At 61.1% G+C, this 13,869-nt stretch carries 11 protein-coding genes; 5 read left to right on the top strand and 6 right to left on the bottom strand.

The features are described 5' to 3' along the window. The first annotated feature begins 213 nt into the window (after positions 1-213). Entirely contained in the window at positions 214-1,080 is an 867-nt protein-coding gene (locus QMX91_RS21905; RefSeq protein ID WP_098964501.1) for a CAP domain-containing protein, read from the top strand. 602 nt (positions 1,081-1,682) lie between these two features. After that, positions 1,683-2,114, top strand: a complete 432-nt coding sequence (locus tag QMX91_RS21900; protein ID WP_098964502.1) for a nuclear transport factor 2 family protein — start codon at positions 1,683-1,685, stop codon at positions 2,112-2,114. 70 nt (positions 2,115-2,184) lie between these two features. Here QMX91_RS21900 and mqo read toward each other — a convergent pair whose 3' ends face one another. Further along, positions 2,185-3,831, bottom strand: a complete 1,647-nt coding sequence (gene mqo / locus QMX91_RS21895; protein WP_027611669.1) for a malate dehydrogenase (quinone) — start codon at positions 3,829-3,831, stop codon at positions 2,185-2,187. 448 nt (positions 3,832-4,279) lie between these two features. Further along, the gene (locus QMX91_RS21890) at positions 4,280-5,893 is read right to left on the bottom strand and encodes a methyl-accepting chemotaxis protein (RefSeq protein WP_282413361.1); all 1,614 of its coding nucleotides are present in this window, start codon (positions 5,891-5,893) and stop codon (positions 4,280-4,282) included. A gap of 190 nt (positions 5,894-6,083) precedes the next feature. Here QMX91_RS21890 and QMX91_RS21885 point away from each other — a divergent pair, with 190 nt between their 5' ends. Then, positions 6,084-6,398, top strand: coding sequence for a DUF2388 domain-containing protein (locus tag QMX91_RS21885; protein ID WP_007962425.1), 315 nt, complete (start codon positions 6,084-6,086; stop codon positions 6,396-6,398). Between the two features lie 80 nt (positions 6,399-6,478). Further along, positions 6,479-6,889 (top strand): hypothetical protein, encoded by a 411-nt coding sequence (locus QMX91_RS21880; RefSeq protein WP_247842434.1) that lies wholly within the window; start codon positions 6,479-6,481, stop codon positions 6,887-6,889. Here QMX91_RS21880 and ligD read toward each other — a convergent pair whose 3' ends face one another. From ligD to QMX91_RS21860, 4 genes are all read right to left on the bottom strand, one after another. Next, complete coding sequence (gene ligD, locus QMX91_RS21875; protein WP_282413360.1) at positions 6,890-9,508, bottom strand: DNA ligase D; 2,619 nt, start codon at positions 9,506-9,508, stop codon at positions 6,890-6,892. Positions 9,509-9,525: 17 nt separating this feature from the next. Then, positions 9,526-10,479 carry a class I SAM-dependent methyltransferase gene (locus tag QMX91_RS21870; protein ID WP_282413359.1) on the bottom strand — a complete coding sequence of 318 codons (954 nt, stop codon included), beginning with the start codon at positions 10,477-10,479 and terminating at the stop codon, positions 9,526-9,528. Between the two features lie 10 nt (positions 10,480-10,489). Continuing rightward, entirely contained in the window at positions 10,490-11,869 is a 1,380-nt protein-coding gene (locus QMX91_RS21865; RefSeq protein ID WP_282413358.1) for an iron-containing redox enzyme family protein, read from the bottom strand. Positions 11,870-12,034: 165 nt separating this feature from the next. Beyond that, on the bottom strand, positions 12,035-12,802 hold the full coding sequence (locus QMX91_RS21860) for a tellurite resistance TerB family protein (RefSeq protein WP_282413357.1): 768 nt from the start codon (positions 12,800-12,802) through the stop codon (positions 12,035-12,037). A 251-nt stretch (positions 12,803-13,053) separates the two neighbouring features. On the opposite strand from QMX91_RS21860, the gene pcsA reads away from it, so the two are divergent. After that, positions 13,054-13,776, top strand: a complete 723-nt coding sequence (gene pcsA / locus QMX91_RS21855; protein WP_027611662.1) for a phosphatidylcholine synthase — start codon at positions 13,054-13,056, stop codon at positions 13,774-13,776. Positions 13,777-13,869: the final 93 nt, after the last annotated feature.

Raw genomic sequence — 13,869 nt, 5'->3', positions numbered from 1 at the left:
CCAAAGAGGTACGCATTGCCAAGGGGGGAGCGAGCTTGCTCGCGAAGACGCCAGTGCAGACAGCACAAAGTCCGGCTCGCCCCCCCCCCTGAATCACCCCACAAAAAAGCCAGGTGGCCAGCATGAACCAAGTGCAAAAAGCCCAGTCCTAGTGGCGCCGTATTCCGCGGCTGCCCACTTCAGCACTGTCCTTTTCCCTGAGTCTGCCGTCCCATGCGCCATGTCGTTCGCTCATCACGCTTCGTTTCGCTGTGCCTGCTGATCCTTGCCCCACTGTTCACCGAGACCTCCCACGCCAGCGAGGAGCGGCAACTCGTGGCCGCGATCAACGACTATCGCGCCCATCCGCAACGCTGCGACCGCCGCCCGGCCCAGCGCCTGGCGCCACTGTCGCTGAAATCGAATCTGGCGCTACCGATCGGCTATGGCTACGGCGGTGGCTTGCGCGAAAGATTGAAGTCTTCGGGGTATTCGGCGGTGGCGGTACGCAGTATCCGCATCATTGGGGCCGGGGATGCCGAGGAAGCCTTTGAGCAGTTACAAGACAGCCACTGCAGCGCGCTGCTTGACGCCCAGTACGCCGACATCGGCGTCAGCCGCTCCCGTGGTGAATGGCAAGTGGTGCTGGCGCAACCGGTGCTCGACAGTCGCGTCGGCGACAACCGCAGCGTCGGCAAGGCCCTGCTCGCCGAAGTCAACGCCGCCCGGGCACGCCCCCGGATGTGCGGGCGCCAACGCTTTGCCGCCGCCCGCCCCCTGAGCTGGAACCCGGCGCTGGGCGCCGCCGCACAAGGCCACAGCAAAGCCATGGCCTACGGCAACTACTTCGCCCATCGCGACCCGGACGGCGACCTGCCGGCGGATCGCGCCCGGGCGGCGGGTTATCGGGGACGGCAGATCGGCGAAAACATCGCCGCCGGGCAGAGCTCACCGGGCAAGGCGATGGCCGGATGGCTGGCCAGCCCCGGGCACTGTGCCAACCTGATGAACCCGATGTTCACTCAGGTCGGTGCCGGGTTCGCCAGTGAGGCGCGCAGTGATGAGGGGGTTTACTGGACGATGGTGTTTGGTGCGCCTTGATTCGCTTGAGAGCTTTTCAGTGACGCTACTGGCCCCTTCGCGAGCAAGCCCGCTCCCACACTGGATCTGTGTTGTTCACAAATCCATGTGGAAGCGGGCTTGCTCGCGAAGAGGCCGGGACACCTCAATCGCTTGCGCCGCCTCCCGGTTCAGTCCAGTTCGGTGTGATGCGAGAAGTTACAGCGAAGTAGAAACAGCCGCGCCCTTCGATAAAAAAGGGCGCTGGAGTCTGGTGGAGTGCTGCCGGGGTCAGACCGGGGAAATCGTCGCAAGCATTCCGATCAGAATGGTCAACGTCAGAAACCCACCGAGGAAAATCGCCATCTTGTTCATGCTGCTCTCCTTAATGTTGAGCTTGCGGTGCACCGGGCGCTTCGGGATGAAGGGCTGCCGCGGGTGACCGAATTGCCGGGCTATTCTGAGCGCCTGACTGAGCCGGTTACAGAGGCAGATCCAACAGAAAAATACGGATCAGATGCCAATCTGATCCGCTCCGCCCATGCTCTGGTATTCAGATCGGCACACAACGGTTCGAGATCCACCGCTTTGAACTAGAGTGATTGCCGTCGCGCGAAGAACAACAACAATTCCAGGAGTGGTCAATGTCCGAACTGAACCTGCACCCCAACGCCGCTGAATCCCTGAAACGCTGGCACGAGATGATCCGCACCGGCAACCTCAAGGCCTTGCCCGAACTGCTCGATGCCAATGCCGTGTTCCGCTCGCCCATGGCCCACTCGCCTTACCCCGGCGCGCCAGTGGTGACGATGATCCTCAACACCGTGTTCGACGTGTTTGAAGATTTCAAATACCACCGCGAACTGGTGACTGCCGATGGTTTGAATGTGGTTTTGGAGTTCAGTGCCAAGGTTGGGGCGAAAGAGCTGAAGGGGATCGACATGATTCGCTTCGATGAGAGCGGGAAAATTGTAGAGTTCGAGGTGATGGTGCGGCCGTTGAGCGGGTTGCAGGCCCTCGGCGAAGAGATGGGGCGGCGGCTTGGTGCGTATCTGGCAAGCGCGAAACCAAAGTAGGATCAGGCGCCACAAAAAAAGCCCACTGACCGTTACCGGTTCAGTGGGCTTTTGTGCATCAGGCGTCTAGTTACAGCGCCATGTCACGTGCAGCATTTTCCTTCGGTGCTTCAGCTTTTTCAGCTGCAGGTGCAGCCGGAGCAGCAGCCTGACCGATCACCGGTGGAGTTGGCAGTTCGAGGATCTTGGCGGTGTACGCCCACTCTTGTGCCACTTTGGCCGGATCGCTGTTCAGCTGAGTGCCGTAGCTTGGCACGATCTGGTGCAGCTTGGCCTGCCACTCAGGGGTGGCGACTTTGTCTTTGAAGACTTTCTGCAGCACGCTCAGCATGATCGGTGCAGCGGTCGACGCGCCTGGCGATGCGCCCAGCAGGCCGGCGATGGAGCCGTCTTGTGCAGCAACGATTTCGGTGCCCAGTTTCAGCACGCCGCCAGCGGCTTCATCACGCTTGATGATTTGCACGCGCTGGCCGGCTTGCCACAGGCGCCAGTCTTCGGCTTTGGCGTTCGGGAAGTATTCCTTCAGCGCGTTCAGACGGTCTTCATCCGACAGCATCAGTTGACCGGCCAGGTACTCGACCAGCGGGTATTCCTTGATGCCGACCTTGGTCATCGGCCAGATGTTGTGGGTGGTGGTGCTGGTCAGCAGGTCCAGGTACGAGCCTTCTTTGAGGAACTTGGTGCTGAAGGTCGCGAATGGGCCAAACAGGATGACGCGCTTGCCGTCCAGAACACGGGTGTCCAGGTGCGGAACCGACATCGGCGGTGCGCCAACCGAAGCTTTACCGTAGGCCTTGGCCAGGTGCTGCTCGGCGATGGCCGGGTTATCGGTCACCAGGAACGAGCCGCCGACCGGGAAGCCAGCGTATTCCTTGGCTTCAGGAATGCCCGACTTCTGCAGCAGGTGCAGAGCGCCGCCACCAGCGCCGATGAACACGAACTTGGCGTCGGTTTCGGTCTTGGTGCCGTCTTTCAGGTTTTTGTAGCTGACGCGCCAAGTGCCGTCGGCGTTCTTGGTGATGTCTTCGACTTCACTCGACAGCTTCAGGTCGAAGTTAGGCTTGGTCTGCAGGTAACCGGCGAACTGGCGGGTGATTTCGCCGAAGTTCATGTCGGTACCCAGCGGGCTCCAGGTGGCCGCGATTTTCTGATTCGGGTCACGCCCTTCCATCATCAGCGGGACCCACTTCTTGATCACAGCCGGGTCTTCGGAGTACTGCATGCCGGCGAACAGCGGGCTCGCTTGCAGGGCTTCGTAGCGCTTTTTCAGGAACTTGATGTTGTCATCGCCCCACACGAAGCTCATGTGCGGCGTGGTGTTGATGAACGAGCGAGGGTTCTTCAGAACGCCTTGCTGAACCTGCCAGGCCCAGAACTGACGGGACACCTGGAACGCTTCGTTGATCTCGACAGCTTTCGGGATCGTCACGTTGCCTTTGTCGTCTTCCGGGGTGTAGTTCAGCTCAGCCAAGGCCGAGTGACCGGTACCGGCGTTGTTCCAGCCGTTGGAGCTTTCCAGGGCGACGCCATCGAGGCGCTCGACCATTTCCATCGACCAGCTTGGCTCCAGCTCATTGATCCACACACCCAGGGTGGTGCTCATGATGCCGCCGCCGATCAGCAGAACGTCGACTTTCTTTGCTTCTGCAGCATTGGCGGACGACATCCCCATCGCCAAAGCCAGCCCGAGCAAGGCTGTGTTCACTTTCTTAAACATCCGTTGCACCTATGATAAAACGCCTTCCGCCCGCCGCTGTTATCTGTATGCGATCCGCTTTGATGACGCTCAGGCTCGCGTCGCAGATTCCGGCACACTTCAATTTTGACGGGTGGGCACACAAGGCCGACGTACCGCATCGACCTCAGTTAATGTCCCTTCTGAACTGACTTCTTATCATTATTGGCTTCAGCTACTTGAGCGACAGGGATTCCGTCAGCCCGCCCCAAAGGCAGGCAAACCGAATAAGGTCAAACCAAGTTGGCGCGAAGAATATCACGTCAGGGCAAACCCGCGCGTCTGTTCCCGACTTGAGAGTCTTTTTCCGCTCTGGGCGTTATCGGCCGGTTTGGGCTGAACATGATTCAGAAACCTGTGGTGGCTGGGCTGGCTCCATCGCGAGCAGGCTCACTCCTACAGGGAATGGGCTGCTCTCGCGATGGCGGCGCTACAACCGAAACCGATCCACCGACAACGCCAACGCCCCCGCCAGACTCGACAGTTCATCGGTGGTATTGGCCGTCTGCCCGATCACTTTACTGTTGCCCTCGGACATCCCGGCGATCATTTCCACCTGATGGGCGATTTCGTTGCTGGCCTGGCTTTGCTCGCCAATGGTGCGAGTGATGTCGTTGACCAGTTGCGTGGTGCTGAGGGTGGCGTCGAGGATTTCGCGAATCGCCCGTTCGACTTCGGCCGTGACCGCCATGCCCTTGTCGACCTGGGCCACGCCGGCCTCCATGCTGCTGACCGCCTCGCGGGTGCTGTTTTGGATCCGTGCAACCATCGCGGCGATTTCCTGGGTTGAGGCGCTGGTGCGTGCCGCCAGGCTGCGCACTTCGTCAGCGACCACCGCGAAGCCACGGCCCTGCTCGCCGGCCCGCGCCGCTTCGATAGCGGCGTTGAGCGCCAGCAGGTTGGTCTGGTCGGCGATGCTCTTGATCACCTGAATGATGTTGAAGATGCCTTCGGATTCCTGATCCAGCGTCCGGATCACCTGCGCCGACTGTTGCGCCGAGCGGGCGATGTCGTCCATGTCGCTGACCACCTGATGGATCACCTGTCCGCCGCTCTTGGCCAGCGACTCGGCCTGATTGGCCATGCCCAGCGCGCGCTCGGCATGACGAGTGATTTCCTCGATGCTGGCGGTCATCTGGCTCGCGGCGGCGGCCATGGTGCCGGCCGCGGCGCTTTGCTGCTGACTGCTGTCGGCGACCTGATGGCAACCGTGGCTCAACTGCTCACTCATGCCGCTGACCCCATGGGCATTGCGCCGCACGACGTCGATCATGTTGCGCAGGTCACGCTGCATGGTCGCCAGACTGCGGATCAGCGTACTGGCCTCGTCCTTGCCGGTCGGCTCGCTGATCGGTTCGCTGAGGTTGCCGTGGGCAATGCTTTGCGCGATCTGGTTAGCGGATTTCAGCGGCCCCATGATGCTGCGGGTCACCCAACGCCCTTGCGCCAATAACAGCAGCAGACTGGCGAGCAACACCACACCGAGGGCGATATTGGCATTGCGAATGGCGCTTTCGGTGGCCTGGCTGGTGTCACGGGTGTTGCTTTCGATCAGTTCGCTAAGGGCCGCCATCTGCTCTTCAAGCTGACTGAAGGCGCTGTTGAACGTGCCCAGCTCCCGTTGCGCGCTATCCGGGTTGTCCAATGCCAGGCCGACAATGCGCTCGGCCGCCGCAATGTAGGTATCCAGGCTGGGCTTGACGTGTTCCAGAGCGGCCCTGATCGTGGGATTGACCGGCAATTTGAGGTTTTCATCCAGCACTTCGCGAAAATGCGTGGCGTGCTCGTTGATCGAGTCCCGCACCTCTGCGGCTCTGCCGGTACTTTTGCCCAAGCCGACCAGCATTGCCGAATACACGTCGGCTCGCAGCGCATCGTGCATCATGTCGGCTTCCATGTGATTGCGCAGCGCGGTCATGCTCACCGCGTTGTCGTTCACCGCTGCGGACATGCGCGTATTCCCCACATAGCTGACCAGACTCACGATCAGCGCCGTCAACAGACTGGTGGCAATCAGCAGCAGCAAACGCAATTTGATCGACACGGTGGGTTCCTCCCCTGAGGCGCGCCGGAATGCGCCTTTCAGGATTTCAGTTAAGCTTATTTGTGCAGATGTGCCGCTTCAGAGCGTTTCAGCAAGTATCCGTGTGTTCGAACGGAACTCCGGCAAAGGTCGCACCTCTGAGATTATGTAGTCCTTCCTTTTTGCTTCGCGCTTGTGGAGGAACATCGTCATGCGCAAGTTAGTGCTCATTTCTTCTCTCCTGCTCTGCCTCCCTGTCGGCTCGGCGCTGGCCCGTGTCGACGCCGGCGATGTCGCCACCTCAGCGGGCGTTTCCGCGTCGCTGTACTCGACCTTCAAGGATCACAAAATGGTGATCCCGGCGCGCGACGACCTGTCAGCGTTCGTCGCCAGCGGCGGGGCCATCCGTGGGGTTTATCTTGAGTCGGTACTGCAACAGGTGCGGCACGACAACCCCGGCCTCAATGCCAGCGATGAAGACCTCGCCAACGCGATTCTGGTGCATTACGAAGGCCTGAATCAGTAGTTGCCAGAGACGCAGCGGCCGATGGACGGCAGCTGAGGGCGCATAGGCAAAACCGTCTGACGGCCTCTATGATGGAGGCCATGACGACTCTTGCGCCTGCTGCGCCTTTGCGCTCACCCTGCCCGCCCGGCGCCTGCGATTGCGGGCGCGACGCGTTGCTGGAAGCGCCGGGCACGGATCTGCGCATTCTGCGCCTGACCCGCGAGCAGGAAAAAATCCTCCTCGCCCGACTGGAACAACTCAAAGACCTCGCGGATTTGCGGCATCTGCAACAGCGCATGCACGAGCAGTTGGGCCTGCGTGTGGAGGTCGCTCCGGGGTTTCATGAGGTACGCAGCATGCTCGGCATCGAGATTCAGATCGAGGCGCTGCCGGGACTGTGCCGCAAGACCCGCAAGTCAATCCCGGCCGCGATTCGTCGGGGCTTGAACAACCACCCCGAAATCGCCTTCGAGCTGCTCAACGCCCACGACTTGCTGCGCGACACCTGATCATTTTTTCATGCCAACCCGCTTGCGCATCTCGGCGGTGATGCTCTGGCGGGTTTTCTTCAGGTCGGCCCACGGCTCATCGCCGACTTCGTTCAGACGCTCATGGACATTGCTGATGTTCCACTGATTGCCGCCCTTGATTTCCCCCACTTCTTCGCGAAACAGCGGTACCGACACCGGCAGTCCCTCACGGGTGCGCGCCGCGTAGGCACAAATGGTGGTGGCGCCCAGGCCGTTACGCAGGTAGTCGATGAAGATCCTACCGACACGATTTTTCGGCCCGGACACCGCGGAAAAGCGTTCCGGCAACAGCTTGGCCATGTGACTGACGATCGCATGGCTGAAATCCTTGACCTCGTCCCAGCCATGCTTGCGGGTCAATGGCACCACCAGGTGAATGCCTTTGCCGCCACTGGTCTTGAGAAACGCCTTGAGCCCCAGTTCATCCAGCACGGTGAGGGTCAGCGCAGTGGCTTCGACCATGCTTTTCCACGGCAGCGCGGGATCCGGGTCGAGATCGAGGACGAAACGGTCAGGCTTGTCCAGATCGACGGTGGTGGCGTTCCAGGTGTGCAATTCGACCGAGCTCATCTGCACTGCGCCGATCAAGGCTTCGGCGTTGTTGATCAACATCACCGGTTGCCCGGTGACGTCCTTGTCCAGTGTGGTGATGCCGGGAATCGCCAGGCGCTCGGCGTTTTTCTGGAAAAACAGTTCGCCGGCAATGCCGTCCGGCGCCCGCACCAGCGCGACCGGGCGATCCTTGAGCTGCGGCAGGATCCACTCGGCAACGCTGGCGTAATACTCGGCCAGTTGCATCTTGGTGGTGCCGCTGACCGCATCGATCACCCGATCGGGGTGGGTAATGCGCACTTTGCCGCTAGCCAGCCCCAGCTGGGACGGCGCCGGTTCGGCTTTCTTCGGCTCAGTGGCTTTCTTTGATTCTGCAGCTTTCTTCGACGAGGCAGCTTTTTTCGACGGGGTGGCTTTCGCTGAAGTCTTCACGGGTTTCGCGCGCTCCTCGGTAATCGACCTGGCCGGTTTGTCATTACGCAGACCATGGAACACGGCGTGACGTACCGAACCGTCCTTGGTCATTTCGGCGAACGCCACTTCTGCCAACAGTTTCGGTTTGAGCCAGTGCACGCCTTTGGCCTCGAAGCCGCTCGGTGGATTGACCACCGCAGCCTTTTTCACTTGCAACGGCTTGAGCTGGGCGAGGATGCTTTTCAGTGTGGTTTCGTTGAAACCGGTGCCGACCTTGCCGGCATAGCGCAATTCGCCACTGTCGCGATCATGCAGGCCCAGCAACAACGCGCCGAAGGCACTGCGCGCACCTTTCGGATCGGTATAGCCGACGACCACGAATTCCTGCCGATGCTTGCACTTGAGCTTGATCCAGTCACTGCTGCGCCGCGACACGTAGGGCGAGCCGAGGCGTTTGCCGATCAGCCCCTCCATCTGCATCTGGCAGGCGCTGTTGAGCAGTGCGTCCGCCGTTTCATCGAAGGCTTCGGAGAAGCGCAGCAACGGCTGCTCATGCCCACCGAGTACCGTGGACAGCGCAGCGCGGCGCTCCTCGACCGGCACTTCGCGCAGGTCGACACCGTTGAGGTACGGCATGTCGAACAGGTAGTACATGATGCTGCCGCTGCGCCCGGCTTCGAAGGCGTTTTGCAGCGCCTGAAAGTCTGGGACACCGCGCTCGTTGGTGACCACCACTTCGCCGTCCAGCCACGCCGATTCCAGCCCCAACTCGGCCAGGGCTTGCGCCTGTTGCGGCAGTTTGTGCGTCCAGTCGTGACCGTTGCGGGTGAACAGTTGCACCTGGTCGTGATCGATGCGCGCCATGATCCGGTAGCCGTCGAACTTGATCTCGTAGCTCCACTGCCCTTCGGGTGCGCTGTCGACCAGGGTCGCCAGTTCCGGTTTGAGCTGCGCCGGCAGTTTGGCCTTGCGCGCTCCGGTGAGCGTCCCGGATGCCGCTTTGCGCGGTTTCGCCGGGGCCTTTTTCACGGGCCTGGCTTGCTCGGCGGCGAGCTTGGGTTTGCTGATCAGGGTGCGCTCGCTGAGCACGCTGTCCGGCTCGGCGCTGAGCACATCGTAGTCGTCCTGCGGGCGCGCCGCACTGTCCTGATGTTTGATCAGAAACCAGTTTTCCTTCTTGCCCGGCATGTGCGTGCGCACCAGATTCCAGATCCCGGAGAGCTTTTCGCCCTGCAGCTCGAACTTGAGTTTGCCCTTGGCGTAAGCCTTGGCCGGATCCTCCTGCGGAATCCATACACCGCGATCCCAGACAATTACATCGCCTGCACCGTAATGCCCCTCGGGAATGCTGCCCTCGAACGTCGCATAATCCAGCGGATGGTCTTCGACGTGTACCGCCAGACGCTTGACCTTGGGATCGAGCGACGGGCCCTTGGGCACCGCCCAGCTCTTCAGTGCGCCATCGAGTTCCAAGCGAAAGTCGTAATGCAGGTGTGACGCGTCGTGCTTCTGGATGCAGAACTGCAGCGCATGTTCAGTGGCCTTGCTGCGGCCACGGCGTTTGACGGCGGCGGGCTCCGAGGTCGCCGAGAAATCGCGCATGCGGTTGTAATCGTCGAGGTTCCTGTTCATGGCGCACCTGCCTTGTGTCAGCCAATGCGGGTCACGGTCAGCGCGACCACGGCGATCCGGTCCACGCGCTGGTAACCGGGGTTCAACAACTCTTCACCGAATACGTCGGGATCCAGCTCGCGATAGGTCCAGCCGAATCGCGTCGAATCCAGGCGCGGCACCACCGTATCGAAAAAAGGATCGCGGCCATCGACCATGGCCACGCCGGTGTAGAGCAGCAACGAACCACCGGGGGCCAGCCGATTGAGCGCTTGCTCGACGATACGCAGCGACAATCCGGCGCCGAGCGAGCCACCGCCATGCCGATAAGCACGCCCGGCCGGGTCAGCCATGTACGGCGGGTTGGCGACGATCAGGTCGAAGTTGCCTTCGGTACCCTGCAGCACATCACTGGCCTGCACCTCGATATTCGCGACCTCGGCCAATGCTGCGTTGATCGCGGTCAGGCGCAGCGCGGCGGGATTGATGTCCACCGCCAGCACCTGCGCTTCACGCCGTGCGCGGGCAATCAGAATCGCGCCGACGCCGGCGCCGCAGCCGATGTCCACCGCACGCTGAATCGGCGCGAAGCTCTGCTGCAGATGCGCGTGAATCAGTTGCGCGAAACGATAGGTGTCCGGGCCGAAAAACACCGAATCGGCGGCATCGGTGGGAAAGCCGGAATGCACGAACAACAAGTCATCAAGACTCGACCAGCGCACCCGGCTCTTCAAGCGGCCGTCGTAGATGTCAATCACTTGCGCCTCCTGCAATTGCCACTGTTCGTCAGCGGACAACAGCCCCGGTTCGAATGGGCGCGACCAGCCGAAGACGTCGCGCAGGGTATCGGCGACTTGCCCTTCGTCGCGCTGATTGACCCGCTGATGGGTCAATGGCGTCGGCGTGATGAAACGGTAGCCGTCGGCCTGCAAGCGCCGGCCGAGTTGCAGCAGCGTCAGGTCGTTGGCGGACAGTTGTTCTTCCTGATTCATGGAGATTTCCTTAGCGCAGACTGGATTTGAGTTCGATAAAGCGACGCGTCGCCAGCAGCCCCGCCGGGTGGGCATGCCGGGCCGGTGACAACCAAGGGATCAGCGTGGCCATTTGCGCGTGTCCGTCCTGGCCTTGCAGTGCGGCCGTCAGGCGCTGCACATCGGGATCGTGTTCGGGCACGGCGGCGTCCGGGGTGGCGACCTGACGGCTGCGTCGTGGCGCTTTGCGTTGGTCGGATGGGGTCCAGTCACCGGCAATCCAGTCGTGCAACAGCTGCTTTTCATACGGACTGAACACGCCGAACATCGCCGCACCGTCGCCATCGATCAGCTGCCAGAAACGGCTGGCTTGCGGATCTTCGTTGAGTTTGATCCAGCCTTTGTCCTGCATTGCCTGCAGGAAACCCGGTAGCTGCTCGGGAGTCGCCAGCCACTGATTGACGGTTTTGCCTTCGAAACGGCAGTAGTCGGAATGCATGTGCTGACCGAACGGGCGTTTGCGCTCTAGCATCGCCAGCACTTCCTGCTCCAGGTCAAAACCTTCGATGATCGCGCGGCTGCCCTGCCCCAGGTCGTTGAGTCGATAGCCTAGCGATACCCGGCGCAGGAATTCGCCGCGATCAGCTTCCAGCGGTAGCAGGTCGAGCACCGACTGCACGGCTTTTTGCGCATGGCCGGTGCTGGCGTTATCGATGGTCACATGCAGGGTGAAGTAGTACGGATCAATGCCCAACTCGCTGAGTTCATAGGCACTGATCAGCAAGTGCAGCGGCAGTTGCTCATAGCCGAGGTTGTAGCCGATCACCTCCGGCAACATGCTTTCGCCACAGGCACCGAGTGCCAGTTGCAGCGCACCTTGCAGGTAGCGCTCATCGGCAATCGCGCTGGCGTCCTGCAAACCGTGCTCAGCGAGCAGTTTGCGGTAGATCACTACGTGGTTTTGCGCCGGATTGCCGTCGCCCAGTTCTTCCAGATAGGTACACAGCAACCCGTCGAAACGCGGGTCGCGCCACTGCGGCAACAAACCGTACAGCCACGCGCCATCCACCAGTTTGGTCGGCGCCACGGCTTGCAGAAAGTACAACGCGTGAGCCTTGTTACTGAAGAACTGACGCGGTCCGCCGGCCTGGCGCTGTTGCAGGTAATCGGCGTACTGCCGGGCAACTTCTGTGCAATGTTCGGCGACCCAGCCTTGCCACGCCGACGGATCCTGCGGAAGTTCTTCGGGCAACAGCGCGGCACGCTGCGACTGCTCGGCGAGAAAATCCTGCGCGAGGGTTTCAGGCGCATCCTCAAGCAGCAGTGCCTCATAAATACGCCGCAGATCGCCGTCGGCAGTGATGGGCTGTTGCTGCGCGCTCGGCGCCTGCAGAGGGGTCAGGGCAGTCATGTCAATGTTCTCGTTCGGTTGGCCGGTCAGGGCGTTGTTTCACGCCTCTACATCAGCAGAGCAACCGCTACGGAGAAAAATTCAATCGACATGAAAATTGCCCTGACGGACGGAGCATCGTGGTCCCGGCAAGGGCTGCCCGAGACCGCGATTTTTGACGGTGCTTCAGGCCCGACCTTTGGCCTGAGCCTCCAGATGCACCTGCAACTGCGGGGCGATCTGCAGCGCGGCAGCCAGTTCATCCAGGTAGTTGCGTTCGGCGTCTTGCTGGTCGTCCACCAGGATCACGCTGACCAGGTACATCTCGGCGGCCATGGCCTGGTCGCCGTTTGCAGCCGTGGCGACTTCGTTGGCGTCCAGCGGTTTCGCAACTTCAGTGTCAAACCACTGCTGTAATTGCGGATCGTCGGTGTGTTTGCTGATTTCACCATTGATCATCTGCCGTTCCCGGTCATCGATCTCACCATCAGCCTTGGCTGCCGCGATCAGCGCCCGCAGCACAGCATGCCCGTGTTCCTCGACTTCGGGCCCAGCCAGCAGATTTGCGGTTGGCGGAATCTGCTGTGGCGCCGCCGACGCCTGACTGCGCTGCCAGGCCTGATACGCCTGGAACGCCATCATTCCCAACGAGGCCAGTGCCGCATAATTGGTGCCGCCGGAACGACTTTGTGTACCGCCGCCACCGAGTGCTCCGCCAAGTGCACCGCCCAGGCCACCACCGCTACCGCCGCCGAGCAAACCACCGAGCAAACCGCCCAAACCGCCCAGCCCTCCGGACTGCACCGCACTGCCGCCGGGGCCTGCACCGCCACCCAACAGACCGCCAAGCAAACCGCCCAACCCACCCAGCCCACCGCCGGCCGAACCAGCACCTTGTTGTCCCGCCGAGGCCTGGCCCCGCAGCAGTTGTTCGAGCAAATCGCTGGTGTTCATGATCTCGTCCTCAGCCATTGGCAATAAATGCGTCAGGCAACAATAGACCGCCGACGCCGGCGCGCCAGCACCGTCTGGCTGACGCTGGCAGATTTCGCCGAGGTATTTTTTGTGCGGGCAGCTAAGATTCAAAGGTGGTGAACCTTATCCCGGCCAAACCGGTCGATAGCTGCAACCCCGACCCGGTTTGCCGGCGCCCTTTTGCCCAAGGGTGATACCCGGCATGCTTCATTTTTCTGGAGAACGCCCCTGTGATATCGACCGTACACATCGCCAGGCTCAAAGCATGGGGCGCCCATGGTTTTACCGCGACCGGCGTGGTCACAGCCTTTCTGGCGACCCTCGCCCTGCTGGAAAACCAGCCGACTCACTGCCTGATGTGGCTGGGCGTGGCATTGATCGTCGACGGTCTCGACGGAGCGCTCGCGCGTAAGGTCAATGTGCAGTCGGTGCTGCCGAGTTTCGACGGCTCGATCCTCGATCTGGTGATCGACTACCTGACCTACGTGTTCATTCCGGCGCTGTTCATCTATCGCTACATTCCCCTGCCCGACTACACCCTGCTGCTGAGCGTATCGCTGATTCTGGTGTCGTCGCTGTTCTGTTTCTGCAACGTCAACATGAAGAGCAAGGACAACTATTTCGTCGGTTTCCCCGCCGCGTGGAACGTGGTTGCTCTGTGCCTGTACATCATCGACCCGGGGCCGTGGATCACCTTTCTGACCATCATCGGTCTGGCGCTGCTGACCGTGACCCGCATGAAGTTCCTGCACCCGTTCCGCGTACGCCGGTTCATGCCGATCAACATCGCGGTGACGGCCATCTGGCTGTTGTGCAGCCTGTCGCTGGTGCTCAATCACCCGGTGATCAATCCGCTGGTGATGGGTTTGTGGTTGCTGGCGTCGGCGTACTTTCTGGGGATCTGCATCTGGCGTACGGCGCTGGAGTGGTTTGATCGGCCGCACCTGAAATAGGCCCGATCACCATACCCAAAACCTGTGGGAGCGGGCTTGCTCGCGAATGCGTCTGTCCAGTCAATAATTCTGTCTACTGATCCACCGCATTCG

The sequence above is a fragment of the Pseudomonas sp. PS01299 genome, from assembly GCF_029960145.1.
Taxonomy (GTDB): domain Bacteria; phylum Pseudomonadota; class Gammaproteobacteria; order Pseudomonadales; family Pseudomonadaceae; genus Aquipseudomonas; species Aquipseudomonas putida_A.
The sequence above is the reverse complement of the archived record's forward strand: the minus strand, read 5'-3'. Positions and strand labels throughout refer to the sequence as shown.

What these genes read in the sequence shown, in the direction of transcription:
- QMX91_RS21905 (WP_098964501.1), top strand. Translation starts at nt 214, where the DNA reads ATGCGCCATGTCGTTCGCTCATCACGCTTCGTTTCGCTGTGCCTGCTG.
- QMX91_RS21900 (WP_098964502.1), top strand. Translation starts at nt 1,683, where the DNA reads ATGTCCGAACTGAACCTGCACCCCAACGCCGCTGAATCCCTGAAACGC.
- mqo (WP_027611669.1), bottom strand. Translation starts at nt 3,831, where the DNA reads ATGTTTAAGAAAGTGAACACAGCCTTGCTCGGGCTGGCTTTGGCGATG.
- QMX91_RS21885 (WP_007962425.1), top strand. Translation starts at nt 6,084, where the DNA reads ATGCGCAAGTTAGTGCTCATTTCTTCTCTCCTGCTCTGCCTCCCTGTC.
- QMX91_RS21880 (WP_247842434.1), top strand. Translation starts at nt 6,479, where the DNA reads ATGACGACTCTTGCGCCTGCTGCGCCTTTGCGCTCACCCTGCCCGCCC.
- ligD (WP_282413360.1), bottom strand. Translation starts at nt 9,508, where the DNA reads ATGAACAGGAACCTCGACGATTACAACCGCATGCGCGATTTCTCGGCG.
- QMX91_RS21870 (WP_282413359.1), bottom strand. Translation starts at nt 10,479, where the DNA reads ATGAATCAGGAAGAACAACTGTCCGCCAACGACCTGACGCTGCTGCAA.
- QMX91_RS21865 (WP_282413358.1), bottom strand. Translation starts at nt 11,869, where the DNA reads ATGACTGCCCTGACCCCTCTGCAGGCGCCGAGCGCGCAGCAACAGCCC.
- QMX91_RS21860 (WP_282413357.1), bottom strand. Translation starts at nt 12,802, where the DNA reads ATGAACACCAGCGATTTGCTCGAACAACTGCTGCGGGGCCAGGCCTCG.